Raw genomic sequence first — 24,988 nt, forward strand, 5'->3', positions numbered from 1 at the left:
CACTAAGGGATCTCGGTGCCGACCTTGATGACTGCCTGCTTCTGGTCCGACGTGACGACGCGGGGTGAGGAGATGATCTCGCCGCGGCCCTCGCGCTGCATCGCGGAGAGCTCGAGCTGGATCAGGTGGGAGCCGACCTTGCCGAGTACGAAGTTGAAGGCGCCGGCGGGGTTGGCGTTAGCGGGGAGGTTGACCATGAGGGAGGGAAGGGATGAACCTTCCGGGAACTCGACAACGGAGTTGAAAGGCTTACGCTGGCCCGTCGGATCACCCGAAATAGTCTCCCCCTCTTCCGTTGCGCTGCCCCCGAATGGGCCTGCGTCAAAGTCAGCGAAAGGAGCGCCACTAGGAGGACTGGTGTTTGGTCGCCCGCCGGTAATCAAGAGCTCATTTCTTTCGTAAGCCCCCATCGACGTCGACAGCCCAAACCGCACGCCCAAATCCCGGGCAAAGTTATCATTCGCGATGACCACGCGCGACTCGATCATCACCTGGCGCACCGGCACATCGAGCTGATTGATCAGCCGGCGCACCTCTTCCAGCCTCGCGGCGGTGTCCTGCACCAAGAGTGTATTGGTGCGGGCGTCCACCGTGACGCTGCCACGGTCCGGCGTCAGCAGGTTGTTTTCCTCGGACTTGAGCAGCGTCGCGAAGTCCCCGGCCTTGGCGTAGTTCACCTGAATGAACTCCGAGCGCAGCGGCGCCAGCTCCTCGATCTGCTGCTTGGATTCCAGCTCCAGCTTCTCTTGTGCCGCGATCTCCTGGGTCGGCGCCACCATGATGACGTTGCCCGTCTGGCGCATCGACAAGCCCTTGGTTTTCAAGATGATATCGAGCGCCTGATCCCAGGGTACGTTCTTGAGCCTGAGCGTGATGTTGCCGCGCACCGTGTCGCTCGCGACCAGGTTCAGGCCGGTGAAGTCGGCCAGCAACTGCAGCACCGCGCGGACCTCGATGTCCTGGAAATTCAGCGACAGCCGGTCACCGGAATAGACGATCTTCTGGCGGTCCAGCTCTTCCTTTTCCGCCTGCGTCAGCGCGCGGAACTCCACCGTGAACAGGTTATCGGTCTGGTAGGCGAGGTACTCGAACTGATCCGAGGTCTTGATGTCCACCTGCACGTTGCCGCCCGCGCCGCGGGACTCCACCGCCGTCACCGGCGTGGCGAAGTCCACCACGTCCAGGCGCCGGAACAGGCGCTGGGGCAGGTCGGTATTGGGGATATTCACAACCACGTCCTGCCCCTCCTGGCGCACGCTGACCTGGGTCTCGGCGGACGGCAGCGTGATGATCACGCGCCCCTCGCCGCCGGTGCCGCGGCGGAAGTCGATATCGCGCACGGCGCCGCGCGCCGGCTGCCGGCTCGCGGCACCCGGGCCGGTGGTGGGGCCGATGCGCCGCGCTTGGGTCGGCACCGGGGCGGAGCGCTCCGGGTTCAGCGAGATGGTGACGCGGTTGCCGCGGGTGTTGATCTCATAGGGCACCGAGTCATTGAGATTAATCACGACGCGCGTGCGGTCGCTCGCCTCAATGGCCACCAGGCTGTGCGCGACGCCGAGGCCGATGGGCACGTTTCTCTGATTCAGGCCGCTGCTGACGCCCGGGAAGTCGATGGCGATGCGCGCCGGGTTCTCGGTGGCGAAGTCCTGTGGCCTGGGCACGGCGCCGGAGAACACGAGGTCCACCTCCACCTGATTGCCGGGCAGCGACGCGAACTCCACGTTCTGGAGCACCGCGGCCCCGGCCGGGGCGAAGGCGCCGGCACCGAGCAGCAGCAGCACCTGCGCGGCGCGGGCAAGCCAGGTTCGAGCGCGCGCAGGCGGCGCTGCCCGCCTCAGCGCGAAGGGATCTGTCCGGCCTGTTGTTGCTCGCATGGCTGTCTCTCCGCATCCGACGGCGTTGTCGGACACTGGCGTACTGAATCCGCCACCGCCTCGCGACCGGGCCGCGCGGCGGCATGGTGCGACCGCCGCCCCCCGGCTGTTCGCCGGCGGGGTGCGGCCGCTTGCACTCCCTGCGCAGGCAAAGCCCCTGCGCCTGTTACTGCGCCCTGAGGGAGATCGTCTGCTCCCGCTCGCGCCAAGCCCCCGGGCCTTCGCCGATGATCTCGGTCAGGGCGATGCCTTCGGGGCTGATCTGGGTGATCTGACCATTGTTCTGACCCAGATAATTGCCGACCCGCACCCGATGCAGCACGCCGTCGGGCGTCATGACGAGGCCCCAACGGGTGTTGTGCTGCTCCAGCGTGCCCACCATCCGCAGCGAGTCCAGCGCGTACTGCTCCAGCTCCTCGCGCCGGCGCAGCGGGTCCGGCGCAATGCCGGAGCCCGGCCGCGGCATGGTCGCCTGGGCCGTGCGATCGTCCATCACGAAGGGGTCGCGGCGATTGCCCGGCTCATACAGAAAGGTGTCCACCTGCGGCACCTCCGGGATCGGCTCCAGCGGCCCCGGCGGGCGCGCCTTGACCCGCGCCACGTAATCGTTCAGCTCGTCCAGGTTGGCCTTGCCGCAGCCCGCAAGCACGGCCGCGACCGCCGCCAGCGCCGCCAAACGCGCCGCGCGCATCATTGGAGCGCCGCCTCTTCCAGATAGCGATAGGTCTTCACCGTGGCTTCCATGCCCAAGCGCACGTCGCCGCCGCTCGCGTTGCCGCCGCCCGGGGACGAAATCTTGACATCGTGTATCGTCACGATGCGTGGCAGCGCCGCAAGACCGCTGATGAAGCGGCCGAACTCGTGATAGCGGCCGTTGACGCGCATGCGGATCGGCAGCTCGGCATAGAAGTCCTTGTTCTGCTCGCCGGCGGGCTGGAACAGCTCGAACTCCAGGCCGGCGGCGAGGCCCGTCTGCGACACATCCACCAACAGCCCCGCCACCTCGGTGCGGTCCGGCAACTGCCGCACCATGGCGCCGAAGGACTCCTCCATCTCGGCGAGCTGCTGCTCGTAGGCCTCCAGGTTCGCGGCCTTGTCCTGCTTGTCCTCGAAGGTCTTGCGCAGCGTCAGCTCCTCGGCCCTGACGGTGTCCAGGCGGGCTATCTGGTCCTTGACGATGAAGTAGTACCAGGCCCAGCCGAGCAGCGCGCACAGGACCAGAATCAGGGCGGCCTTGGCCGGCACCGGCCACTCGCCGATGTTGCTAAGCTCCAGTTCGTTGAGGTCGCTGAGTTCCACGCTGCTTCTCGTACTGTTGGTCGCGGTCCGCGGCGGCACAGGCTCCCTGCGCCCGTCAGCCGGATACGGACCGGCGCCCCGCCTCCACGCCGACCTGGCCGTCCGCGGGCGCGGCGTCCGGGTCCGCGCGCCGCTGCTGGAAGCTGAGCCGAAAATGGCTGAAACCGGTGCCGGTCTGGTCTTTGTTCTCGATGACCAGCAGCACCGGATCGTTGATCCACGCCGACGCGTTGATGTTGCGCATGAAGGCCGATACGCGCGCATTGGACTGCGCGCGCCCTTCCACCTCGACGCGGGCGCCCTGCTGCGTGACGCCGGTGAGGAAGACGCCGTCGGGAATGGCCTGCACGAGCTCATCGAAGAGGTGCACGACCTCCGGGCGGCTCTCCTGCAACTGTTGGATGACGTTCATGCGCGCGAGCAGGTCCGCTTTGGTCTCTTCGAGCAACTGGATCTTGCGAATACGCTGGTCGAGCTGCGCAATCTGCTGCGTGAGGAGCTGATTGCGGGACTGCTGCGCGGCGATCATGCTCTCGAACTGCATGCGCACGCCAAGCCCGACCAGCAGGACCAGCGCCACGGCCGCACCCGTGGCCATGAAGAAGTTCCGCTGCCGGCGGCGGCGCTCCTGGTCGCGCCATGGCAGTAGGTTAATGCGTGCCATGTTCAGATGCGTGTCTTGTCAGATGCGCGTGTCAGTCGAATGCCCGCAAGGCCAGTCCGGTCGCGATCATCATGGCCGGCGCCGCCTTGGTCAGCGCGGCCGGGTCGATGCCGGGACCGAGCGCCATGGCGGCGAACGGGTTGACGATGGACACCGGGAACCCGAGCCGCTCTTCCACCAGCTCGTCGATCTTGTCGATGCGCGCGGCGCCGCCGGCGAGCATGACCTGATCGGTGCGGTTGAAGGTGCTCGCAGAGTAAAAGAACTGCAGCGCGCGGGCGATCTGCTGCGCCAGCGCCTCCTTGAACGGCCCCAGCACCTCGGTGGTGAAATTCTCGGGCAGCCGGCCCTCTTCGAGGCGTTCCAGGGCCTGTGGACGGGCTAAGCCGTAGCGGCGCTCGACCTCGTCGAGCAACTGATTGCCGCCGAAGTTCTGCTCCCGGGTGTAGACCGTCTTGCCGTCGTGCAGCACGTGCAGCGTCGTCGTGGTGGCGCCGACATCGGCGATGGCGACGGTCTGGTCTTGGCGTTCGTCGTCGAAGCGCCCGAGCAGCAAGGCGCAGGCGTTCTCCATGGCGTAGGCCTCGACGTCGACGATGGCGGCCGTGAGCCCCGCGAGCTCCAGCGCCGCCACGCGGTCGTCGACGTTCTCGCGCCGGGAGGCCGCCAGCAGTACGTCCACCATGTCCGGGTTGTTCGGCGAGCTGCCCAGGATGTCGAAGTCGATGTTGACCTCTTCCAGCGGATAGGGGATGTACTGATCCGCCTCCAACTGGATCTGCATCTCCATCTCGGCGTCGGACAGCGCCGCCGACATGGCAATGACCTTGGTGATGACGGCGGACCCCGCCACGGCGCAGGCAGCGCGCTTGGTTTTGGTGCCGGCCCGGGCGACGGCCCGCTGAATGGTCTGCCCGACGACATCCACGTCGGAGATCTTCTTCTCGACCACCGCATTGACTGGCAGCGGCTCGATGGTGAAGGCATTGACGCGATAGAGCTCCGCTGCGGTGCCGACGGTCTGCGACAGCTCAATGATCTTCACGGCCGTCGAGCTGATGTCGATGCCGAGGAGTGCCCGCTGTTTGCGCCCGATGCCGAACATGCTTGCCCGCCACGCTGGGGGCCTTTGCCCCACACCTGATAAATCAGCTACGAATTCGCCTCTAACTATATCAGACAAAACCTGTTTCGTATGTGAGGTAGGCCCCGGTTCCTGGTCCGTGGCCGACCGCCGCGGCAGAATATTGGACAGTTGCAGGAGCCGGCTGTCTGCGCGGCCGGCCGCAGCAGCGGCAATGGCCCTGCCGGCAGCGTCGGCAGGCCGGCCAGTGGGCGCGCGGACGGGGCATCAGCCGCCGATCTGCCGCGCGATGTCCGCCAGCCGCTGGTCCGGGTCCTGCACCAGCCGGCGCGGAAAGTGCACGTAGAGCGCGATGCGGCCGGGGCGGTCTGGCCGGCGGGCACGCACGAGGCCGATCTCGTGCGCGCCCTCGGTGCAGCGGTCGCGGATGATGTTCATGCGGTCGAGCCAAAGCCGCATGGTCTCGAAATGCAGCTCGCGCTCCGGATGGTCCAGCTCATTGATGAGGCAATCCAGATACTCCTCAATGTTAGCCAGGCCCCGGCGCGCGTCGGCGAGGTCCCGCTCGGCGTCGTCGATGCGTCCCCGCAGGCGCGCCTGCTCGGCGAGGTGCGCGCTGCTGCTGCCGAGCACGAGGTCGACGCCGCCCACCCGCGGGTTCACGACCTTGAGCTTGAGCTTGAGCATGCGCACCGCCGCGTCGAGCTGGGCAATGCGCTCCTCCCGCGCCTCGATGCGCGCGTGGCCGATGGACACCATGACGTCGACCACGGGCTGCAGCAGGCTCCGGCGCAGCGCGTCCATGCCGTCGGCCACGGCGGCGACCTCGATGTCCGTGAAGCCGAGCGTCGTCTGCTGCACGTCGCGCTGCACCCGATCGCCGATGAGCGCCATGCCGAGCTGCCGGCGCTCCTGCGGCATGGCCAGCAGCAGCCCGAACAGCTCGCCGTCGGCCGCGGGATGGTCCTGCAGCCAGCGCTGCACGGCGCGGCCGGACAGCACCTGTTGCAGTTGCGAGAGATTGCCGAATAGGGCATTGACGAGCGGGTCCGCGGCCCAGCTCGCCGGGTCCAGCGTCACCGGACCGGGAATGGCAGAGAGCAGCGACTCGCCGTGGGCGAGGAGGCGCTCGGCCACCGGGAACAGCCGGCGCCGATAACCCGGCAGGCCGCGCAGCGTCGGGTTCACCTGCGAGACGATGCGCTCGCAGGCGAGGTGCACGGCGCTCTCGTGCAGCCGGCGCTCGGCGCTCTGCACGCGCAGCCGCGAGACGAGCGCCTGCGCCCACAGGCGCAGCCGGCCTGGGCGGAACGGGGCGGGGCGGTCGGGCATCGAGGCACTCCGGTGGCGGGGGATGCTGTCATCCTAGATTGCTTGACGGCGGCGAATGTTTGCAGATGAGTCAAGTTTCACGACGACACGGCGCTTGCAGGCGAAAGGGCCGAGGGCCAAGGGCCAAGGGAGCCCGCCTCGGCCCTTGGCCCTTGGCCCTTGCTTCAACGCGCCGACGAGCGGGCTGCGCAAGACTAGGCGCCGCGATGGTGAGCGTCTCAGGCAGCGGCGCCAGCACCGGCGCGGGCGCTTGCGCCGCGAGCGGCGGCGCCGTGCAGGCACACAGCAGCAACGCGCCGAGGCGGGCGCGGTGGCGCCTCATTGCGCGGGCGGTGAGCTGTCCGGGGTCCATGCGCCTTGACCCTGCCCGTCAGCCCTTCGCGGCGGCTCCGTCCGTGTGTCGCTGGGCGCGGAAGCTCTCGATCAGCAGTAGCACGACGCCGACGCTGATGGCGCTGTCGGCGACGTTGAACGACGGCCAGGGGTTGAACATGGCCAAAGGCAGGAACGGGAGATACACCTGGATGAAATCCACCACGTGCCCGAGCAGCACGCGGTCGATGAGGTTGCCGACGGCGCCGCCGAGGATCAGCGAGAGACCCACCGCCAGCCAGCCCTCACCGGGCTTAAGCCGCAGTAGCCAGATCAACAGCGCCACCGTCACCGCCACCGCGAAGCCTGCGAACAACCAGCGCTGCCAGCCGCCCGCGTCGGACAACAGGCTGAACGCGGCGCCGGTGTTGAACATCAGCGTCAGGTTCAGGTTCGGCACCAGCTCGATGACCTGATAGGGCTCAAGGGCCGCCAGCACCAGCCACTTGCTGAGCTGGTCCAGAACGAGCACGGCGGCGGAGAGCCAGAGCCAGTGTTTCACGGGAGTATTGATGGGTTCTGCTGCGGGAGGGACGGCAAGCACAGCGCTCACCGCGCGTGGCCGAGCATTGTCGCGGGCCACGGTCGATTTGGCCAGCGTCGAGGGCCGCAATCAATGCTCGAAAGGCGCCTGCGGGCACAGGATTCCGAGGCGATGCCGCAGTCGCGCGGCATCATCACCCGCGAGTCTGCCGAGCTTGCCGAGGACCAAACGATGATCCAGCGTGAAGAGCTTCATCCGCACCAGGCAGGGGTTGGACAAGCCGGCTGCGGCAAGGTCCTCGATGACGAGATCCAAGGGCCAAGCGCTGCGCTGGGCAGAGGTGATCACGGCGCAAACGCTGTGACCGGCCCGCGTGTTGAAAGCGATGCTGTCGGACAATACGACGGCAGGCCTGACCTTGCGCGCAGCGCGATCTGTGAACGGAAAAGGAACGCGAACGACGTCGAGCGCGTTATAGGTCACGGAAGGCCTCATCGTCCTCGGGCGACGACCACTCCCCCAAGGTGCCTTCCAAGCTCCTGAGATAGTCTAAATCGAGCGGCGCCGCACGGCGGACGTGGACGCGACCGTCGCCTTCGATCTCCCAGGCCAAGGTATCGCCCGGCGCCGCGCCGAGGGCGTCGCGGACCTCCTTCGGCACGGTCGTCTGGCCATTTGCGGTGATCTTTCCCATGAGCGGCACCAAATTGCTGTTGTCGGCGTGCATGAAGTGACCCCGCAGATGTAAGGACGCCCGACGTGCCTCCCATTCTAGGCCTGTAAAGCCTCAGATCGACAAGGGCACGCCGCGAACTAAGGGCCGAGGGCCGAGGAGGGCTTCCTCGGCCCTGTTCGCAGCTATGCTCAGCCCGCCGTCAGCACGATCGCCGGGCGCGTCGGCAGCTCTGCCGCGCGGTCGGCGAGGATGTCCACGAACAGCGGGTGCTCGCCGATGAGCCGGGTGCTCTGCACGTCGAGGCTTAGGTGCGCCGCCGCCGCCGCGGCGGCGATGTCGTCGATGTCGCCGCCGGCGCCCGCGTGTCGGCCCGGCGAGATGAACTGCATGGCGAGCACGACGGAGCGCGGCTCGCCGGCGCTGCCGATATCCGCCAGCACCTCCGCGAGCAGTCGGCCGTTGAAGTCGTAGTCGGCGCCTTCGCGGCGCTCCATGACGGCCTCGCCGACCTTGACCTCGGCGCCCAGCCGCTCGGTCAAGCGCTCCGCGAGCCAATGCCGCACGGCGGTGACCGCGGGCAGCGGCGAGCCGTGGTCCACCAGCAGCACGTGCGTCGGCGAGCGCTCCGCACCGTCGCCGAGTGCCGCGGTGACGTTGTCGGCCAGGATGTCGGCGAGCCGGGGCTCCCCTGCCGGCAGCGGGCAGAGCACATCGGCGATGCGGACCTCGATGGGACCATGCGCGGCGGCGACGCGGCCCGCCACCTCCGGGATGAAGTCGCCGATGGCGCGGCTCGGGCCGAAGAAGAGCGGCAGGATCTCGAAGCTGCGCTCGCCCGCGGCGGCCCGGGCGTCGAGATAGCCCTCCAGTGTCCAGGCGGGCTCGCCGCCGAGCTGCTCCGGCGGGATCTTCGAGGAGTGCAGCGCCGACACCGGATGCACCTCGGTGCCGAGGCGCTCGGAGAGGTGCTGCGCGAGGCGGCGCAGATTCAGCGTGGCCGCGGCGCGGCGGGAACCGTTGTCGAGCAGAATCATGGAGAGGAGCTAGGGGCTAGGGGCTAGGGGCTAGGGGCTAGGGGCTAGGGGCTAGGGAGGCAGAGCCTCAGACCGGCCAGGGCGCGGCGCCTCATCTTGCGCAGCCCGCTCGTCGGCGTATTGAACCAAGGGCCAAGGGCCAAGGGCCAAGGGCCGAGGCGGGCTCCCTCGGCCCTCGGCCCTTATTGTTCAGCCACCTCGAACAGGATCTCGTTGCGGCGCAGCGGACCCGGCGTCATCGGGTCGTTGTAGTAGGCGTAGATCGGCGGCGCAATGGCGGTTTGGCCTTGGGCCGTCATCCAGTTCTCGAGGCGTTCGCGGTGCTCGGCGGTGCGCTCGTCGGTGGTGCGGCCGCTGAAGCGCACGGCGGCGACGCGCCGTGGCGGCAGCTCCGTGAGGCGCACGTCGGGGCTCGCCGGCGCCGGCAGGCCGGCGGCGACGGCGGCCTTCGGCATGATGAAGCCGACGCTCCAGCGGCCGTCCGCGGTGCCTTCGGTGCTCGGCTGCTGGATGACGGGGGCCGTCATCGCGATCTTCTCGCCGTCGCGCTCCTTGGCGAAGATGTAGCGGGCGAGGGGGCCGAAGCCCGCGCCGAGGGCCTCCTTGCGATCGCCCTCGCGGCGCACCTCGGCGACGGTCATCGCGGGGTAATAGCGCAGCTCGAAGTCCCCGTCCTGCCGAAGCAGCACATACTCGGGCTGCTCGACGTTCTGGATGACATAGACAAAGACCAGGAGCGCGCCGACGGCGAGCACGGCGAGCCCGATGGCGATGATGGCGAAGAGCTTGAGCATTGCGTCTGTCTTGGAGTTCTTGACTCAGTTGGCCGGCCGCGCCGAATCCGCGGCCAGAAATGCCAGCATGCGCTGGAAGTCCTGCCAGCCGTGAACCTTCTGCTCCGGCGAGCGCAGGTAGTACGACGGGTGATAGGTCACGAGCAGCGGCGTGCGGCGCGGCCCGAAGGCGTGCAGCCGCCCGCGCAGCCGCCCGACCGCCTCGGCCGTGCCGAGCAGGTTGTGAGCCGGCACGCGCCCGAGGCAGACGATGAGCCGCGGCGCCACCAGCTCGATCTGACGCTCCAGATAGGCCCGGCAGGCGGCGGCTTCATCGGGGCTGGGATCGCGGTTATTCGGCGGCCGGCACTTGACGACGTTGGCGATGTAGACCTGCTCGCGCTTGCAGCCGGCCGCGGCGAGCATGCGGTTCAGCAATTGCCCGGCGCGGCCGACGAAGGGCTCGCCCCGGCGGTCCTCATCGGCGCCCGGCCCTTCGCCGACGAACATGACCGCGGCGGCACGGTCGCCGACGCCGAACACGGTATTGGTGCGCCGCGCGCAGAGCCCACAGGCGCGGCAGCCGGCCACGGCCTGCTCCAGCGCCGGCCAGTCCATCGCTGCCACCGGATTGGCGGCCGGTGGCGCGGCCCCGAGCGCCAGATCGAGGTCGAGCCCCGCTTCGAGGTCATCGGCGGGGAATTCGGCGAGATCGGCATCGGACCAGGGCGGCGGCTCGTCGTCGATCGGTGCTTGCGCGGCCGGTGCAGGATGCGCGGCCGGTGCAGGATGCGCGGCCCGTGCAGGGGGTGGCGGCGCTGTCGCGGCCGGGGCGGGGGGCGGCGCGGGCGAGCTCACGGCCGGTGCCGGCGGCGCGCTTGGGCTCGGGGGCGGGCTCGGTGCGGGCTTGGCGAGCGGCGGCGCGGGCTGCGCAGGCGCAAGCACTAGGGGCGCGTCCTCCGCCCACGACGCCGCCTCGGCCCCGCGCAGACGCCAGACATCGACGCCCATGGCGTTCAGGTAAGCGAGTCGGCGAGCTTCATGCATGATTTTTAGAATGAATTGCTCCAGGCGGGCGAAGGGCGAGGAAGAAGGGCGAGGAAGAAGGGCGAGGAAGACGGGCCGAGGGCCGAGGGCCGAGGCGGGTTCCTCGGCCCTCGGCCCTGCCCCCGCAGGATAAGGGACCGCCCCAGTGCCGCGCGCACCCGTTTAGCGGCATTCTCCGCCAAGACCGATATGCTTTGCAGGGGCAGCGCCGCCCCTGCACCGCCGCAGCGGAGCACGACCGTCATGTGGGAGCTGCTTGTCCTGATCATCGCCGCCAATGGGGCGCCGGTGCTGGCGCGCGCGCTGCTTGGCGCGCGCGGCGCCGCGCGGGTGGACGGCGGGCGCGTGCTCGCCGACGGCGCGCCGCTGTTCGGCAGTTCCAAGACCTGGCGCGGGCTCGCGGCGGCCCTGCTCGCGGGCGCCCTGCTCGCGCCGCTGTTGGGGCTGGCGCCGGGCATCGGGCTCGCCGCGGCGGGGCTGGCCATGGCCGGCGACCTGCTCAGCAGCTTCATCAAGCGCAGGCTTGGGCGGACGCCGGGCAGCCCGGCCGGGATCCTGGACCAGGTGCCGGAGGCGCTCTTGCCGGGCCTCGGCCTGATGTGGCCCCTTGGACTCGGCGCGCTTGATCTCTTGCTGTTGGTTATGCTGTTCACCCTGTTCAGTCGGCTCGCATCGCCGCTTCTGTATCGGCTGCGCATCCGCCGCCGCCCCTGGTGAGCGGCGCGTGCCATGGCCGGCAACGCCACCCCGAGCGCCGCATGACCCCGCAATTCAGCGTCCTGACCTACAACATCCACAAGGGCTTTAGCATGGGCAACCGGCAGTTCGTGCTGCACCGGATGCGCGAGGCCCTGCCGCGGACGGGCGCGGACGTGGTGTTCCTGCAAGAGGCGCTTGGCCAGCACGACAGCCATGCCGCGCGGGTGCTGGAATGGCCGGCGTATCCGCAGTTCGAGTTTCTCGCCGACACCGTCTGGCCCCACCACGCCTACGGCCGTAACGCGCTCTACGACCACGGCCACCACGGCAACGCCATCCTGAGCCGCTATCCGTTCGTGGAATGGGAGAACATCAGCGTCTCACCCTATCCGTTTGCCGCGAGCCGGAGCTTGCTGCACGGCGTCATCGAGGTCCCGCCCTCGCGGCAGCGGGTGCACGTGGTCTGCGTACACTTCGGGTTCTTCGGCGCCGAGCGCCGGCCGCAGATCCGGCGGCTGTGCGCCCGTATCGAGGCGCACGTGCCGCACGATGAGCCGCTCGTCGTCGCCGGCGATTTCAACGACTGGTCCGGCCGCGCGGAGCGGGACTTCAACGCCGCGCTCGGCCTGCGGGAGGCCTTCCGCACCCTGCACGGCCGCCACGCCCGCAGTTGGCCGGCGATGGCGCCGCTCTTGCCGCTGGACCGCATCTACTGCCGCGGCGTCGCTCCGGTGGCGGCGGAGCGCCTGGGGCTCGCGCCCTGGCATACACTGTCGGACCACACGCCGCTGCAGGCCTGGTTCCGCCTATGATCGAGTCCTCGCGCCTGACCTTGCCCAACCTGCTCAGCTTCTTCCGGCTGGGCGCGGCACCGGTGCTGCTCTTGCTCGCGCTCGCTGGCCATCGCGATGCTTGGCTGTGGCTGCTCGCGGCCTGCTTCGCGAGCGATGCGGTGGACGGCACGCTGGCGCGGCTGCTGGGGCAGGCGAGCCGCTTCGGCGCGATGCTGGACTCCTGGGCGGATGTGACCATCTACGCCGTCATCGCCGCGTCGCTGCCGCTGCTGTGGCCGGACGTGGTGCGCGCGGAGCGGGTTGCCGTGTTGGCGCTGATCGCGAGCTTTACCTTGCCCGCGCTGGCCGGGTGGATCAAGTTTCGCCACTTCACCAGCTATCACACCTGGCTGGTGCGGCTTGCCGTGGTCGCGACGGCGGCGGGGCTCTACCTGCTGCTGCTCGACATCTCGCCGTGGCCGTTTCGCATCGCCGCCGTGCTCGCGGTGCTGGCCGCGCTGGAGGAGATCGCGATCAGCCTCGTCCTGACGGAGGATCGCTCCAACATCGCGGGCCTCGTGACGGCGCTGCGGCTGCGGCGCGAGGCGAAGCAGGGCGCCCGAGGAGACGCGACGCGCCCTCAGTAGGCGACGCCGAAGCCGCTGTCTTCGCTGCGCGGCGGCACCGGCAGACCCGCGATCTGCATGCCCTGCGTGACGGGCCCGTCCGCAAACAGCCGACGCAGCCAGCGCCGGCCGACCTCCGCGGCAAAGTGCAAGTCCAGCATCGAACCCAGTGGCGACCGATCCCGACGCGCCCGGCCAGTCCGACGCCATGCGGGGGTCAAGGGTCGAGGGCCGAGGGCCAAAGCAGGCTCCCCTGGCCCTTGGCCCTTGGCCCTTGGCCCTTGCCCCTTTAAGGCTCCCGCACCGTCAGCGTGTCGCCGCGCTGAATCAGCTCGAAGCGGCGCAGGTAGTTCATGCCGAGCAGCACCTCGTCGCCTGGCATGTTCGGCATGACCACGGCCCGCACGTTGTGTGCGGTCAGCCCCGCGACGGCAATGCTGTCGAGCCGCGTGCTCCAGGTCTGCACGACGCCGTTGGCGGTCTTGCTCATGCCGCCCGGCAGCAGCGGCAGCTCCAGCCGGCGCGCGATCTCCAGCGGCAGTGCCACGGCGGTGGCGCCGGTGTCGACCATGAAGGTGACCGGCGCGCCGTTGATGCTGCCGGCGGTCACGTAGTGCCCGAGGCGGTTTTGGCGCAGCTCGACGCTGGACCTGCCCGCGGCGTCCACCCGCAACGCGGGGTCGGGGTTGGGGTTGTGCTGGCGATCCAGATGGCCCTGGAAGAACAGCACCAACAGTGCGAGGCCCACCACCCAAGCGGCGATGAGCATCACCTTGCCGAGGCGCGAGGGCATGTCGTCGGTGCGGGGGAAACCTTCAGCCATGGCCCCTAGATGGGGCGGCTGCGCCCGCTCACGAGGGGCGCCGGCGGGAGCTGCCGGACGGACGGGCCCACCGCCATGGTTCGGCCCGGTCCCGGGCCGGCGGCATCAGCGCTTGGTCCGCGGTAGGGGCTTGCAGACGCAGCGTCGGCAAGGCGAGCAGGCGCTCGCCTGCGGCCGGCATCGCCGGGGCCTGTCAATAGGTGACGAGCTTCGGCAGTGCCTTGGCCTGCTCGATCCAGTCCTCCACTTGGCTCTGCGTCGGCGGACGCTCGGTGAGGTTGCGTCCGTCGTTGGTCTCCAGGAGCTTGGCATGCAGGTTGTCCGCACGGCGGGTGGCGAGCTCCTTCACGGTATCGACGCCGGCATGCTCCAGCAGGTCCGAATACACGCCGGAGACGCCCTTCACGCGGGCCAGGTCCGCGCGGTTGATCAGCGCCAGCAGCTCGGCGGGCTCACACCCGCATGCGGCGGCGAGGGTCTTGCGCTGCGCGGGGCTTGCGCCGGCCTCCACGAGGGCCTCGTTGTCGGTAATGGACTGCGCGGTGAGGGCGCTCAGCACGGCATCGGTCATGCCTTTCAGCTCTTTTACAGGTGTGGCCATGGCGGTCTCCTGATGGTCTGGGTGTCTGTCGGCGCCGGGCGTCACGGCCGGGTCGGGTGCCTCGGCGCCAGCCGGCGCAGGGGCGCCCCACCGGGAGCAAGCCCCAACTGGCCGCCCGGCGGGGCAGGCGGCTGAATGATAAACGATTAGCGTGTGCGAGCAAGGACCGATGTCCGGCGCGGCCGGCTGCGCCTTGACAGCGCCGCTGCCGGCTCCGAGCATGGCCGACCCTTTAAGGACCGCGTCTTACCGCCATCCACGATGTTCCCGAAGCTCACTCCACTGCAATGGCTCGTCTTTCTGTTCGGGCTCGCTTTCTACGGTTTCGCGGTGTTCGCGCTGACACGGGACTACTATCTGCGCCACCCGCCGCAAGCCGCGCCGGCGGCGACAGCCACGGCGCCGCACGCGGACATGGGCGCGCTCGGCGAGCGCATGCGCGCCGCCCTGGGCGGCGACGCCGGCGCGGTGCCGGCGGCGGAGCTGCTGGCCACCACCGATCCGGCGCGCTTGGGGCAGGAGGCGGACCGGCTGTTCGCGGCCCGCCGTTTCACGGCGGCGGTGCCGCTGTACCGGCGCATCCTGGAGCTGGACCCCGACGCCGTGGAGGCGCAGAACGACTTGGGGCTGGCGCTGCACTACGCGGGCGAGACCCCGGCGGGGCTTGAAGTGCTCCGCGACGGCGCCGCGGCGGCGCCCGAGCACCAGCGCATCCAGTTGAGCCTGGGCTTCGTCGCGCTGCAGGCGGGCGATGTGGACACCGGCCGGCAGGCGCTGACCCGTGCCCGGGAGCTGGACCCGGGCTCCGACGTCGGCCAGGAGGCGGCGCGGCTGCTGGGGCTGCTCGATGCCGAGCAGGACCGCTGAGGCGCCGCCGGCCCGCCGATGCGCATCCGCCTCATCAGCATCGGCCAGCGCATGCCGCGCTGGGTGGACGAGGGCTATGCCGAGTATGCGAAGCGCCTGCCGCAAAGTTGCGCGCTGGAGCTGATCGAGCTGCCCGGCGGCCTTGCCGGCAAGGGCGCCCGGGGTCGGGGCGCCGCGCTGCCGGACGGGGAGCTGCCGCGCTTGCGCCGAGACGAGGGCGAGCGGCTGCTGGCCGCGGTGCCGGCGCGCTCGCGCATGGTCGCGCTGGACGTGCGCGGGCGCGCCTGGAGCAGCGAAGACCTCGCCGCACAACTCGCGGACTGGCTCGCGGACGGGCGCGATGTCGCGCTCCTGGTGGGCGGGCCGAACGGGCTCGCCGAGGACTGCCTAGCCCGCGCCGAGCAGCGCTGGTCCTTGTCGGCGCTGACGCTGCCGCATCCGCTGGTGCGCGTGGTGCTGGCCGAGCAGCTCTACCGGGCCTGGAGCCAATTGGCAGGCCACCCCTATCACCGCGGCTGATGTCCCCGAGGCCAGCTCGATGCCGACCCCCGCTGCCACCGAACCCTTGATCCTGGCATCAAAGTCGCCGCGCCGGCTGGAGCTGCTCGCGCAGATCGGCATCCGCCCGACCGTGCGCGGCGCCGACGTGGACGAGCGCCCGCGACCGGGCGAGGCACCGGGCGATTATGTGCTGCGCATCGCGCTCGACAAAGCGCGGGCGGTGCGGACCTTGGCCTTGGCCGGCGACGATGAACGCCCGGTGCTGGCGGCAGACACCGCCGTGATCTGCGATGATCGGATCCTCGGCAAGCCGGCCGATGCGGCCGACGCGGCACGGATGCTGGCGCTGCTGTCCGGCCGCGCACACCGGGTGCTGACCGGCGTCGCGCTGCTCGGCCGCCGTGAGCAGACGGTGCTGGGCGACACGCGGGTCCTGTTCCGATCCATCTCACCCACGGAGGCGGCGGCCTACTGGGCCACCGGTGAGCCGCGCGACAAGGCGGGTGGATACGCGGTACAAGGGCGGGGTGCGGTGTTCGTCGCCGGCCTCGAGGGCAGTTGGTCTGGCGTCGTCGGCCTGCCGCTGTTCGAGACCGCGGCGCTGCTGGCCGCCGAGTGCATCTCCGTCCTACCGAGTACGGCACCTAGCCCCTAGCACCTAGCCCCTAGCCCCTAGCCCCTTCCCCCAATGAGCGAAGAAATCCTCATCAACGTCACCCCGCCCGAGACGCGCGTCGCGGTGGTGGAGAACGGCGTGGTGCAGGAGATCATTATCGAGCGGGCGCAGCGCTGCGGGCTCGTCGGCAGCATCTATCGCGGGCGCATCTGCCGGGTGCTGCCGGGCATGCAGGCGGCGTTTGTGGACATCGGGCTCGAGCGCGCGGCCTTCCTGCACGCCTCCGACATCATCGGCAAGGACGGCGAGCCGCGCAGCGAGCAGATCATGGACCTGGTGCGCGAGGGCGATCGCATCGTCGTGCAGGTGGTCAAAGATCCCATCGGCACCAAGGGTGCGCGGTTGACGACGAACATCTCCATCGCCTCGCGCTACCTCGTGTTCATGCCCCGGCTCGGCAACACCGGCGTGTCGCAGAAGATCGAGGACGACGAGGAGCGCCGGCGCCTGCGCGAGATCCTGCAGCGCTATGTCGAGGAGCACCAAGACGCCGGCGGCTACATCGCCCGCACCGCCGCCGAGGCCGTTGACGATGCAGCGCTGTGCCGCGACATGGCCTTTCTCGCGAAGCTCTGGCGCGGCATCAAGGAGCGCTGCGACGCCGGCGACGACGTAGGCCCCATCCACGACGATCTGCCGCTCGCGCTGCGGGCGCTGCGGGACCTGGTGACGCCGGAGGTGGAGCGGGTGCGCATCGATTCGCGCACCACCATGGAGAAGGCCGCCGCGTTCGCGACCAAGTACATCCCGGAGATCGTCGAACGGGTCGAGTACTACGTCGGCGAGCGACCGCTGTTCGATCTCTACGGCGTCGAGGACGAGATCCGCAAGGCCTTGGAGCGCAAGGTGCAGCTCAAGTCCGGCGGTCATCTGGTCATCGATCAGACCGAGGCGATGACGACCATCGACGTCAACACGGGCGCCTTCGTCGGCCATCGCAACCTCGAAGAGACCATCTTCAAGACCAACCTGGAGGCGGCCCAGGCCATCTGCCGGCAACTGCGCCTGAGGAACTTGGGCGGCATCATCATCATCGACTTCATCGACATGACCGATGACGAGCACAAGCGCCAGGTGCTGAGAGCGCTGGAGAAGTGCCTCGCCAGGGATCATGCAAAGACGCACATCACCGAGGTCTCGGCGCTGGGCCTGGTGGAGATGACCCGCAAGCGTACCCGCGAGTCGCTGGAGCACGTGCTGTGTCAGCCCTGCCCCTGCTGCGGCGGGCGCGGCTCGCTCAAGACCGCCGAGACCACCTGCTACGAGATCTTCCGCGAGATCCTGCGTGAGGCTCGGCAGTTCGAGGTGGAGACTTTGCTGGTGCTGGCCTCCCAAGAGGTCATCGACCGGCTTCTGGACGAGGAGTCCGGCCACCTTGCGGAGCTGGAGGAGTTCATCCGCAAGCCCATCCGGCTGCAGGCGGAGGCCCTCTACACCCAAGAGCAGTACGACGTGGTGCTCATCTGAGCCGGCCGTACCCGGTCTCGATCCGCTGTCCATGCTTCGCCGCGCCGCCGTCACCGAGCACCGCAGGCCCACCGCCGCGCCGGGGCCGGTGACATGACCCGCCTCGCCGTCCGGCTCCTGCGCCGGCTCATCGGCCTCGGCGCGCTGCTCATCATCGCGTTCGCGGTGCTGACGCTTGCAGTCAGGCTCGCGCTGCCGCATGCGGACGGCCTGCGCAACCTGCTGGCGGAGGGGCTTGGCCGTCATCTCGGTGCCGAGGTCAGCGTCGGGCAGCTCGGGGTGACGCTGCGCGGCCTGCGGCCGGAGCTCACGCTCAATGACGCGCGCCTGCGCGACCCGCACGACGGCGAGCCGCTGCTCGCGCTCCGGGCGTTGCGCGTCAACCTCGATCTGCGTGCCTCGCTGCAGGCGCTGGCCCCGCGCATCGTCGGCGTCACGCTGGTGGGCGCGCGCATTGAGGTGCGCCGCGGTCTGGACGGGCGCATCGGCGTGCGCGGGCTGGACAGGCTCGGCGGCGGCGACGGCGGTGCGGCAAGGTTCTTCCTGCGCCAGGGACGCCTCAGCCTCGCCGACAGCGAGATCTTCTACACCGACGCCCACGCCGGCGTGCCGGCGCTGGCCTTCGGCATTGAGCGGCTCGACCTCGTCAACGACGGTTCCGCGCACCGCCTGCGCGTCGCCGCCACACCGCCCGGCGATCCCGCCGGCGAGCTCACGCTGCTCGCGGACCTGACCGGGCCCGCCGCCCGCCCCGAGCGCTGGTCCGGGCGCCTCTACGCGGACTGGCGCGGCAGCAATCTCGCCCGCGTGCTGCGCGGGCGGCTGCCGGCATGGCTCCGGCTCGCGACGGACGGCGTCCATGTGAGCACCTGGCTTGGCCTCGAAGACGGCGGCGTTACGCGAGCGACCACCCGAATCTGGCTCGACGACCTCGTGCTGCGCCGCACCGCCGCCACGCCGGATGCGGCCGCCGCCGCGGCACCGCAGCAGCTCGATCTCGGCGACATCGGCGGCCTGCTGCGCTGGCGGGCGGAGCCGGACGGCTGGCGGCTCGACGCGCCGACGCTCAAGCTCTTCGGCGGCCTGCGCGGGGCGGAGACGACCTCGCTCCGGCTGCGCATGGCCGGCCGCGAGGCGCTGGCGGTGCGCTTCGGCGGGCTGCCGCTGGCGCGGCTGGCCGGCATCGCCCGCTTCGGCGCGCCGTCGGCGCTGGCGGAGCGGCTGCCGCCCGCGCTGCGCTCGGTGCTCGACGGGCGCGTCGAAGGACGGTTGGAGGACCTCAGGCTCCGCCTCGTGCTGCCGTCCGCGGCCGGTGCCGACGCGGCGGCGGCCCCGGATTGGCTCGTGCAGGGCCGGCTCACCGACCTGGGGCTCGGCCCCGCGCCGGGCGGCGATGCGCCGCCGTCGGGGCCAATACCGGCCGTGGACGGGCTCGATATCGGCTTCTCCGCCGCCCCCGGTGCCGGCGCCGTTGCGCTCGGCGGCAACGGCGTGCACCTGGACCTGCGCCCGCACCTCATCGCGCCGCTCACGCTCACGCGCCTCGCCGGGCTGCTGCAATGGCGGGTGGAGCCCGGCGGCGGCGTGCGGCTCTGGAGCAACGCGCTGGCCGCCGACACCGCGGACGTAGAGAGCCTGAGCCGCCTCGATCTGCGGCTCGGTGCGCCGGACGGCGGCCCCTTCGTGGACATGCACAGCCACTTTCGCGGCGGCACCGCCGCGGCGATGCCGCGCTACCTGCCGGTATCGGCGATGGGCGATGACCTGGAGGACTGGCTCGCGCGGGCCGTCGTCGCCGGCCGACTCGACAGCGCCGACCTCTTGCTGCGCGGGGACCTGTCCCGGCATCCGTTCGATGCCAACGACGGGCGCTTCGAGCTGGTGCTGCGGGTCGCCGACGGTGTGCTCGACTACGACCCGCCGCGCCCGGCCGAAGACGAGCCGGGCATGCAGCGCGATCGCGCCCCGGGCCGCGGCGGCGACTGGCCGCCGTTGCGCGACGTCGCGGCGACGCTGCGCTTCGAGCAGCGCGGCCTGACCATCGAGGTCGCGAGCGCCCGCATCCTCGGCGTCGAGGTGCTGGACGGGAGCGCGCGGCTGCCGAACCTCTGGGTGCCGGCGCTGCTGCACATCGAGGCGGAGGGCGCAGGGCCGCTCGCGGACGGGCTCGACTTTCTCGCCGATACGCCGCTGGCGGACAGGGTCGGCGGCATCCCGGAGGCACTGGCCGCGAGCGGCAGCGGGGCGCTTTCGTTGACCATCGACCTCCCGCTCATGCCCGGCGGGGAGGTCGGCTACGCGGGGGAGCTCGGCTTCGGCGACGACGCGACGGTGACGCTGCGGGCGGCCGATCTGACGCTCACGGATATCGCGGGCGCCCTTGCCTTCGACAACACGGGGCTGCGCGCGGAGGGCATCGCCGCCAGGCTCGGCGAGCAGGCGCTTGCCGTCGACATCGAGACACAGCCGCCGGCCGGGGACGACGATCCTGGCGACACCGAGATCAAGGTGCGCGGGAGCACCGCTGTCGGGAAGCTCGCCGCGGCGCTGCCGAGCCCCTGGTGGACGCTGGCGACGGGCAGCATCGACTGGACGCTGCTCGCGTCGCTGGCCAACGACGACGCCACCGAGGCCGCGCCGCCGCTCGATCTTGAGCTCACGTCGGACCTTGCCGGGGTCGCGCTGGACCTGCCCGCGCCCTTCGGCAAGTCGGCCGGCGCAGCACGGCCGTTGACGGTCACGACGCGCCTCGTGCCGAGTGCGCCCATCGACTTGAGCGCGCGCTTGGGCGACCTCGGTGCCCGCGCCGAGCTCGTCGGCGACGCCGACGCGCTGCGGCCCGCGCGCATCGCGGTGGACCTGAACCGGCTGCCGGAGCGGCTGCCGGAGCGGCCCGGCATCGCGGTGGCCGGCGACCTGGGCCGGCTCGACATCGACGCCTGGCTCGCCTGGCAACGCGAGCACGCGGCGCTGTTTCAGGGCAGCGGCGCCGACAGCGGCGCGGCGCCGGCGCTGCCGCTGCAGCCCGTTCGGCTCAGCGCTGCCGCCGTGAGCGTCGGCCCGCTGCGCTTCGCCGATGTCCGCGCCGCGCTGGCGCCGAGCGACGCCGGCGGCTGGCGCATCGGCGTGGACGCCGCCGGCAACAGCGCCAGCCTGGTGTTGCCGGGGCGCGCCGGCGGGCCGCTCAAGGTGCGCCTCGACAACCTTGATATCGCCCCGCTGCTCGCGGCCCGGGGCGAGCGGACACAAGGGCCCGCGAGCCCCGATCCACGCGCCCTGCCCGCGCTGTCCGTGCTCATCGAAGCGCTGCACCGCGGGCCGGATGAGCTCGGCCGGCTGCGGCTCGACACCGAGCGCACCCCAAGCGGCCTGCGCGCCACGGAGCTGTCGCTGACCGGGTCCCTGGTCAGCGCCAGCGGCACCGGTAGCTGGACCCGGGACGCCACCGGCTACACCGAGACGGACATCGCCATGGAGCTGCGCAGCGACGACCTCGGCGAGTGGCTGCGCCACGCGGGCTTCTACAACGCGCTCAGCGGCGCACCGTCCGATGCGACGCTCGCCCTGTCCTGGCCCGGCGCACCACAGGGCTTTGCGCTGACTCGCGCCCGCGGCAGCCTCGCCCTCGACATCGGCGCCGGGCGCATGCTGGAGGTGGAGCCGGGCGTCGGCCGCATGCTCGGCGCCTTGAACCTGGAGGCCATCGGGCGGCGCCTCAGCCTCGACTTCAGCGACGTCGTGGACACCGGCTTCGCGTTCGACGCGATCCGCGGCAAGCTCATCATCGGCAGCGGCGAGGCCCGCATCAGCCAGCTCGACATCCTCGCCTCTACGGCAGACATCCGCGTGCGCGGCGTCATCGACCTCGACGACGAGACCTTCGACCAGACGCTGCGCGTGACGCCGAAGATCGGCACTGGCATGGCCATCGCCGGCGCGGTGGCCGGCGGACCGCTGGTGGGGGCGGCCGTGCTGCTCGCCGACAAGCTGAGCGGCGATGCGATGGATCAGCTCGCGAGCCACGAGTACCAGGTCACCGGTCCCTGGTCGTCGCCGCAGGTGCGCCGCGTCGCCGGCAATGGTGCTGCGCGCTCCCTGCCGGACCTGTTGCTGCCGGAGGCGACCGGACATGCAGCGCCGCCCGTGGTGCCCGCCGAGCGCGGGCACAGCGGGCGTCGCGGCGGCGCGCTTGAACGCCCGGCGAGTCCATTCCTGGACAACGATTAACGCTATCGCTATCGCTATCGCTATCGCTATCGCTATCGAGATCGACGGTGAGCGACATCGCACGAGCCTAAGGGTTTTGCGGTTCGATGCTGCTTGAGCCAAATGCCGCTAAGGCTGGCAATTGCGATTTCGATTTCGATTTCGATCCCGGCGGAACGGTTCCTAAGGCCTATGCGGACTCCGAGTCGCTGCGCAGCACGCGCAGGGGCCGGCGTGGTGTTATCTTTGCGGGGTTCTGACCAAATCGTCACGCGCCTGTCACCCGGACTGCAAGCCCGCCGGCGCACGCGGACGGAGCGATACCTAAAATGACGACAAAACCTCGGGTCGCGGCCCTGCAGATGGCCACCGGCCCGAACGTGAACGCCAACCTGCTGGAGGCGGAGCGGCTCATCCGCGACGCCGCCGAAGCGGGCGCCGCCCTGGTGGTGCTGCCCGAGAACTTTGCCTTCATGGGCCGCTCGGAGCGGGACACGCTGCCGCTGGCGGAGGCCGACGGCGACGGCCCGTTGCAGCAGTTCCTGTCCGACATCGCCGCGCGCTTCGGCATCTGGCTCGTCGGCGGCACGGTGCCGTTGCGCTCATCGACGCCGGAGCGTCTGCGCGCCGCGGCGCTGGTCTACAACGACCAGGGCCTCTGCGTCGCCCGCTACGACAAGATGCATCTGTTCGATGTCAAACTGCCGGGCGCCGACGAGCGCTACCAGGAATCAGCGACCATCGAGCCCGGCACCGAGCCCGTCGTCGTCGACACGCCCTTCGGCCGGCTTGGCCTCGTCATCTGCTACGACCTGCGCTTCCCGGAGCTGGTGCGGTACATGCTGGACAGCGGTGTGGAGATCATCGCGCTGCCGGCAGCCTTTACCGCGGTCACCGGCAAGGCGCACTGGGAGACCCTGGTGCGCGCTAGGGCCATCGAGAACCTGGCCTACGTCATCGCCGCCGCGCAGGGCGGCTATCACCTGAGCGGCCGCGAGACCCACGGTCACAGCATGATCGTGGACCCCTGGGGCGCCATCCTCGCGCAGGTGCCGCGCGGCACCGGCTGCATCTGCTCGCCCATCGACCGAGGTTTTCAGGACTCCGTGCGGCGGACGTTTCCGGTGTTGGAGCATCGGCGGTTGAGGTGCCGTTGAAAGGAGTACGGAGTACGGAGTACGGAGTACGGGGTACGGAGTACGGGGAGTACGGGGTACGGGGAGTGCGGAGTACGGGGGCATTGCGGAGTACGTTAGCGGAGTATGGAGTGCGGGGGGCGTGTAAGATTCGGTGAGGCCGAAGCGGGGTGCGAGCGTTGCGCAGGGGCATGATGATCCCAACCTGTTTCGACAACAGCCACACAGCGCGGAGCCCGATCCGGATGCCTCGTCGCAACCCGGACGCCAGCCCCCCGTACTCCGTACCGCGTACTCCGTACTCATAAACATGTCCGACAACCTTGCCATCGCCCGCGGCCAGATCCTGACCCCCACCGGGCTCGACGACGGTCATTTGGAGCGCCTGCTCGGCGCCCTGCACAGCCCGGCCATCGATGCCGCCGACATCTATTTTCAGTCCAGCCGGCTCCAGTCCTGGGTGCTGGAGGACGGCATCATCCGCGACGGCAGCTTCAGCATCGAGCAGGGCGCCGGCATCCGGGCGATTGCCGGCGAGAAGACCGGCTTTGCGTACTCCGACGAGCTCCAGTTCCCGGCCCTGGCGCTGGCCGCGGACGCCGCCCGCGCCATCGCCGGCAGCGGTGCCCATGGCAGCGTGCGCACGGGCAACGCCGCGTTGCCAGTGCCGCTGTACCAGGCGCTGAATCCCATCGAGAGCATGGACGACGCCGCCAAGGTGGAGCTGCTGCACCGCATCGACGCGGCGGCGCGGGATGCCGATCCGCGCGTGACCCAGGTCATCGCGAGCCTCGTCGCCGTGCAGGATACGATCCTGGTGCTCGCGGACGACGGTCGCATGAGCGCCGACGTTCGCCCGCTGATCCGCTGCAACGTCAGCGTCGTCGTCGAGCAAGACGGGCGCCGCGAGCAGGCCCACAGCGGCGGCGGCGCGCGCCGCGACTTGAGCTTCTTCCTGGAGCACGACCGGGCGCTGGGCTTCGCGCGCGAGGCCGTGCGTCAGGCGCTGGTGAATCTGGAGGCCGGTCCGGCACCGGCCGGCACCATGACCGTCGTGCTCGGTGCCGGCTGGCCCGGCGTGCTGCTGCATGAGGCCGTCGGCCACGGGCTGGAGGGCGACTTCAACCGCAAGGGCACCTCGGCCTTCGCCGGGCGCATGGGCGAGCGCGTCGCGGCCCCCGGCGTTACGGTGGTGGACGATGGCACGCTGCCGGAGCGCCGTGGCTCGCTCAGCGTCGATGACGAGGGCACGCCGACCTCCTGCACCACGCTGATCGAGGACGGCATCCTCGCCGGCTACATGCAGGACCGCCTGAACGCTCGCCTGATGGGCATGGCGCCCACCGGCAACGGTCGGCGCGAGTCCTACGCGCACCTGCCGATGCCGCGCATGACCAACACCTACATGCTGCCGGGCGACAAGGATCCCGCCGAGATCATCGCCTCCGTGGACAAGGGCCTGTACGCGGTCAACTTCGGCGGCGGGCAGGTGGACATCACCAACGGTAAGTTCACCTTCTCCGCGAGCGAGGCCTACCTGATCGAGAACGGCAAGATCGGCCGACCGGTGAAAGGCGCGACCCTGGTCGGCAACGGCCCGGACGTGCTGACCCGCGTCAGCATGATCGGCAACGACCTCAAGCTCGACGAGGGTGTCGGCACCTGCGGCAAGGACGGCCAGAGCGTCCCCGTCGGCGTCGGCCAGCCGACGCTGCGGGTGGATGGGCTCACCGTGGGCGGCACCGGCGGCTGACGACAGCGGATGTCAGCCGCAGCAGGGCTGGGCAGTGGCGTACGCGAGTGCGACGCATGCGCCGCGGTCCCGCGTGAGCCGAAACCCTGCCGCCGCCCGACCTCGGTCGCTGCGAACGCTGGCCGATGCCCGGAGGCGGGCTCGGCTTTAACTGGAGCGTCTCGAGACGCAAAGGGATTGACGATGCGCAGCCGCTCGGCGAAAGGAAGAAGTGCGCAGTG

The 24,988-nt window shown here is 70.3% G+C and carries 25 protein-coding genes; 10 read left to right on the top strand and 15 right to left on the bottom strand.

Going from position 1 to position 24,988, the window contains the following annotated elements:
- Positions 1 to 2: 2 nt before the first annotated feature.
- The 12 genes from pilQ to ML01_RS20815 all read right to left on the bottom strand — a co-directional run bounded on the left by pilQ (position 3) and on the right by ML01_RS20815 (position 10,639).
- The gene (gene pilQ / locus ML01_RS20760; RefSeq protein ID WP_082674496.1) at positions 3 to 1,874 is read right to left on the bottom strand and encodes a type IV pilus secretin family protein; all 1,872 of its coding nucleotides are present in this window, start codon (positions 1,872 to 1,874) and stop codon (positions 3 to 5) included.
- A 166-nt stretch (positions 1,875 to 2,040) separates the two neighbouring features.
- Positions 2,041 to 2,568 carry a pilus assembly protein PilP gene (locus ML01_RS20765; protein ID WP_254045343.1) on the bottom strand — a complete coding sequence of 176 codons (528 nt, stop codon included), beginning with the start codon at positions 2,566 to 2,568 and terminating at the stop codon, positions 2,041 to 2,043.
- The gene (locus ML01_RS20770) at positions 2,565 to 3,173 is read right to left on the bottom strand and encodes a type 4a pilus biogenesis protein PilO (RefSeq protein WP_058557306.1); all 609 of its coding nucleotides are present in this window, start codon (positions 3,171 to 3,173) and stop codon (positions 2,565 to 2,567) included. Before ML01_RS20770 ends, ML01_RS20765 begins: the two co-directional genes overlap by 4 nt.
- Before the next feature lie 55 nt (positions 3,174 to 3,228).
- Positions 3,229 to 3,837, bottom strand: a complete 609-nt coding sequence (locus ML01_RS20775; protein WP_058557307.1) for a PilN domain-containing protein — start codon at positions 3,835 to 3,837, stop codon at positions 3,229 to 3,231.
- A 31-nt stretch (positions 3,838 to 3,868) separates the two neighbouring features.
- Positions 3,869 to 4,942 (bottom strand): pilus assembly protein PilM, encoded by a 1,074-nt coding sequence (locus ML01_RS20780; protein ID WP_058557308.1) that lies wholly within the window; start codon positions 4,940 to 4,942, stop codon positions 3,869 to 3,871.
- Between the two features lie 246 nt (positions 4,943 to 5,188).
- Entirely contained in the window at positions 5,189 to 6,253 is a 1,065-nt protein-coding gene (locus tag ML01_RS20785) for a hypothetical protein (RefSeq protein ID WP_058557309.1), read from the bottom strand.
- A 370-nt stretch (positions 6,254 to 6,623) separates the two neighbouring features.
- The gene (gene lspA / locus ML01_RS20790) at positions 6,624 to 7,127 is read right to left on the bottom strand and encodes a signal peptidase II (RefSeq protein WP_058557310.1); all 504 of its coding nucleotides are present in this window, start codon (positions 7,125 to 7,127) and stop codon (positions 6,624 to 6,626) included.
- A gap of 111 nt (positions 7,128 to 7,238) precedes the next feature.
- Positions 7,239 to 7,592, bottom strand: a complete 354-nt coding sequence (locus tag ML01_RS20795; protein ID WP_058557311.1) for a type II toxin-antitoxin system PemK/MazF family toxin — start codon at positions 7,590 to 7,592, stop codon at positions 7,239 to 7,241.
- Positions 7,582 to 7,836 carry an AbrB/MazE/SpoVT family DNA-binding domain-containing protein gene (locus tag ML01_RS20800; RefSeq protein WP_254045344.1) on the bottom strand — a complete coding sequence of 85 codons (255 nt, stop codon included), beginning with the start codon at positions 7,834 to 7,836 and terminating at the stop codon, positions 7,582 to 7,584. Before ML01_RS20800 ends, ML01_RS20795 begins: the two co-directional genes overlap by 11 nt.
- Before the next feature lie 137 nt (positions 7,837 to 7,973).
- Positions 7,974 to 8,819: a sirohydrochlorin chelatase gene (locus ML01_RS20805; protein ID WP_058557312.1), complete on the bottom strand. Its 846-nt coding sequence runs from the start codon at positions 8,817 to 8,819 to the stop codon at positions 7,974 to 7,976.
- Positions 8,820 to 9,001: 182 nt separating this feature from the next.
- Positions 9,002 to 9,613: a heme-binding protein gene (locus ML01_RS20810; protein WP_058557313.1), complete on the bottom strand. Its 612-nt coding sequence runs from the start codon at positions 9,611 to 9,613 to the stop codon at positions 9,002 to 9,004.
- Between the two features lie 24 nt (positions 9,614 to 9,637).
- On the bottom strand, positions 9,638 to 10,639 hold the full coding sequence (locus tag ML01_RS20815) for a uracil-DNA glycosylase family protein (protein WP_082674497.1): 1,002 nt from the start codon (positions 10,637 to 10,639) through the stop codon (positions 9,638 to 9,640).
- Positions 10,640 to 10,882: 243 nt separating this feature from the next.
- Here ML01_RS20815 and ML01_RS20820 point away from each other — a divergent pair, with 243 nt between their 5' ends.
- Genes ML01_RS20820 through ML01_RS20830 form a run of 3 tightly spaced genes read left to right on the top strand, consistent with a single transcriptional unit; the run spans position 10,883 to position 12,758 of the window.
- On the top strand, positions 10,883 to 11,356 hold the full coding sequence (locus ML01_RS20820; RefSeq protein ID WP_173865206.1) for a CDP-archaeol synthase: 474 nt from the start codon (positions 10,883 to 10,885) through the stop codon (positions 11,354 to 11,356).
- A gap of 41 nt (positions 11,357 to 11,397) precedes the next feature.
- Entirely contained in the window at positions 11,398 to 12,150 is a 753-nt protein-coding gene (locus ML01_RS20825) for an endonuclease/exonuclease/phosphatase family protein (protein WP_058557315.1), read from the top strand.
- Positions 12,147 to 12,758 (top strand): CDP-alcohol phosphatidyltransferase family protein, encoded by a 612-nt coding sequence (locus ML01_RS20830; RefSeq protein ID WP_058557316.1) that lies wholly within the window; start codon positions 12,147 to 12,149, stop codon positions 12,756 to 12,758. Before ML01_RS20825 ends, ML01_RS20830 begins: the two co-directional genes overlap by 4 nt.
- Here the strand turns inward: ML01_RS20830 and ML01_RS29120 are convergent.
- The 3 genes from ML01_RS29120 to ML01_RS20840 all read right to left on the bottom strand — a co-directional run bounded on the left by ML01_RS29120 (position 12,752) and on the right by ML01_RS20840 (position 14,161).
- The gene (locus ML01_RS29120) at positions 12,752 to 12,898 is read right to left on the bottom strand and encodes a hypothetical protein (protein ID WP_156427888.1); all 147 of its coding nucleotides are present in this window, start codon (positions 12,896 to 12,898) and stop codon (positions 12,752 to 12,754) included. The genes ML01_RS20830 and ML01_RS29120 overlap by 7 nt on opposite strands.
- 128 nt (positions 12,899 to 13,026) lie before the next feature.
- The gene (locus ML01_RS20835) at positions 13,027 to 13,560 is read right to left on the bottom strand and encodes a TIGR02281 family clan AA aspartic protease (RefSeq protein ID WP_058557317.1); all 534 of its coding nucleotides are present in this window, start codon (positions 13,558 to 13,560) and stop codon (positions 13,027 to 13,029) included.
- A gap of 193 nt (positions 13,561 to 13,753) precedes the next feature.
- Complete coding sequence (locus tag ML01_RS20840; RefSeq protein WP_058557318.1) at positions 13,754 to 14,161, bottom strand: DUF4332 domain-containing protein; 408 nt, start codon at positions 14,159 to 14,161, stop codon at positions 13,754 to 13,756.
- A 261-nt stretch (positions 14,162 to 14,422) separates the two neighbouring features.
- Between ML01_RS20840 and ML01_RS20845 the strand changes: the two genes are divergently transcribed.
- The 7 genes from ML01_RS20845 (at position 14,423) to tldD (ending at position 24,767) form a co-directional block, all read left to right on the top strand.
- Positions 14,423 to 15,028 carry a tetratricopeptide repeat protein gene (locus ML01_RS20845; RefSeq protein ID WP_058557319.1) on the top strand — a complete coding sequence of 202 codons (606 nt, stop codon included), beginning with the start codon at positions 14,423 to 14,425 and terminating at the stop codon, positions 15,026 to 15,028.
- Between the two features lie 18 nt (positions 15,029 to 15,046).
- On the top strand, positions 15,047 to 15,547 hold the full coding sequence (rlmH, locus tag ML01_RS20850) for a 23S rRNA (pseudouridine(1915)-N(3))-methyltransferase RlmH (RefSeq protein WP_058557320.1): 501 nt from the start codon (positions 15,047 to 15,049) through the stop codon (positions 15,545 to 15,547).
- Between the two features lie 19 nt (positions 15,548 to 15,566).
- Positions 15,567 to 16,184, top strand: a complete 618-nt coding sequence (locus ML01_RS20855) for a nucleoside triphosphate pyrophosphatase (RefSeq protein WP_058557321.1) — start codon at positions 15,567 to 15,569, stop codon at positions 16,182 to 16,184.
- Between the two features lie 33 nt (positions 16,185 to 16,217).
- The gene (gene rng / locus ML01_RS20860) at positions 16,218 to 17,672 is read left to right on the top strand and encodes a ribonuclease G (protein ID WP_058557322.1); all 1,455 of its coding nucleotides are present in this window, start codon (positions 16,218 to 16,220) and stop codon (positions 17,670 to 17,672) included.
- Between the two features lie 93 nt (positions 17,673 to 17,765).
- Positions 17,766 to 21,899 (top strand): YhdP family protein, encoded by a 4,134-nt coding sequence (locus tag ML01_RS20865; RefSeq protein WP_058557323.1) that lies wholly within the window; start codon positions 17,766 to 17,768, stop codon positions 21,897 to 21,899.
- Between the two features lie 308 nt (positions 21,900 to 22,207).
- Entirely contained in the window at positions 22,208 to 23,035 is an 828-nt protein-coding gene (locus ML01_RS20870; RefSeq protein WP_058557324.1) for a carbon-nitrogen hydrolase family protein, read from the top strand.
- Between the two features lie 289 nt (positions 23,036 to 23,324).
- Positions 23,325 to 24,767, top strand: coding sequence for a metalloprotease TldD (tldD, locus tag ML01_RS20875; protein ID WP_058557325.1), 1,443 nt, complete (start codon positions 23,325 to 23,327; stop codon positions 24,765 to 24,767).
- Positions 24,768 to 24,988 lie beyond the last annotated feature (221 nt).

The sequence above is a fragment of the Thiohalocapsa sp. ML1 genome, from assembly GCF_001469165.1.
In the GTDB taxonomy this organism is placed as follows: domain Bacteria; phylum Pseudomonadota; class Gammaproteobacteria; order Chromatiales; family Chromatiaceae; genus Thiohalocapsa.

Coding starts and splice junctions, on each gene's coding strand:
- pilQ (WP_082674496.1), bottom strand. CDS start 1,874: ATGCGAGCAACAACAGGCCGGACAGATCCCTTCGCGCTGAGGCGGGCA.
- ML01_RS20765 (WP_254045343.1), bottom strand. CDS start 2,568: ATGATGCGCGCGGCGCGTTTGGCGGCGCTGGCGGCGGTCGCGGCCGTG.
- ML01_RS20775 (WP_058557307.1), bottom strand. CDS start 3,837: ATGGCACGCATTAACCTACTGCCATGGCGCGACCAGGAGCGCCGCCGC.
- ML01_RS20780 (WP_058557308.1), bottom strand. CDS start 4,942: ATGTTCGGCATCGGGCGCAAACAGCGGGCACTCCTCGGCATCGACATC.
- ML01_RS20785 (WP_058557309.1), bottom strand. CDS start 6,253: ATGCCCGACCGCCCCGCCCCGTTCCGCCCAGGCCGGCTGCGCCTGTGG.
- ML01_RS20800 (WP_254045344.1), bottom strand. CDS start 7,836: ATGCACGCCGACAACAGCAATTTGGTGCCGCTCATGGGAAAGATCACC.
- ML01_RS20805 (WP_058557312.1), bottom strand. CDS start 8,819: ATGATTCTGCTCGACAACGGTTCCCGCCGCGCCGCGGCCACGCTGAAT.
- ML01_RS20810 (WP_058557313.1), bottom strand. CDS start 9,613: ATGCTCAAGCTCTTCGCCATCATCGCCATCGGGCTCGCCGTGCTCGCC.
- ML01_RS20815 (WP_082674497.1), bottom strand. CDS start 10,639: ATGCATGAAGCTCGCCGACTCGCTTACCTGAACGCCATGGGCGTCGAT.
- ML01_RS20820 (WP_173865206.1), top strand. CDS start 10,883: ATGTGGGAGCTGCTTGTCCTGATCATCGCCGCCAATGGGGCGCCGGTG.
- ML01_RS20825 (WP_058557315.1), top strand. CDS start 11,398: ATGACCCCGCAATTCAGCGTCCTGACCTACAACATCCACAAGGGCTTT.
- ML01_RS20830 (WP_058557316.1), top strand. CDS start 12,147: ATGATCGAGTCCTCGCGCCTGACCTTGCCCAACCTGCTCAGCTTCTTC.
- ML01_RS29120 (WP_156427888.1), bottom strand. CDS start 12,898: ATGCTGGACTTGCACTTTGCCGCGGAGGTCGGCCGGCGCTGGCTGCGT.
- ML01_RS20835 (WP_058557317.1), bottom strand. CDS start 13,560: ATGGCTGAAGGTTTCCCCCGCACCGACGACATGCCCTCGCGCCTCGGC.
- ML01_RS20840 (WP_058557318.1), bottom strand. CDS start 14,161: ATGGCCACACCTGTAAAAGAGCTGAAAGGCATGACCGATGCCGTGCTG.
- ML01_RS20845 (WP_058557319.1), top strand. CDS start 14,423: ATGTTCCCGAAGCTCACTCCACTGCAATGGCTCGTCTTTCTGTTCGGG.
- rlmH (WP_058557320.1), top strand. CDS start 15,047: ATGCGCATCCGCCTCATCAGCATCGGCCAGCGCATGCCGCGCTGGGTG.
- ML01_RS20855 (WP_058557321.1), top strand. CDS start 15,567: ATGCCGACCCCCGCTGCCACCGAACCCTTGATCCTGGCATCAAAGTCG.
- rng (WP_058557322.1), top strand. CDS start 16,218: ATGAGCGAAGAAATCCTCATCAACGTCACCCCGCCCGAGACGCGCGTC.
- ML01_RS20865 (WP_058557323.1), top strand. CDS start 17,766: ATGACCCGCCTCGCCGTCCGGCTCCTGCGCCGGCTCATCGGCCTCGGC.
- ML01_RS20870 (WP_058557324.1), top strand. CDS start 22,208: ATGACGACAAAACCTCGGGTCGCGGCCCTGCAGATGGCCACCGGCCCG.
- tldD (WP_058557325.1), top strand. CDS start 23,325: ATGTCCGACAACCTTGCCATCGCCCGCGGCCAGATCCTGACCCCCACC.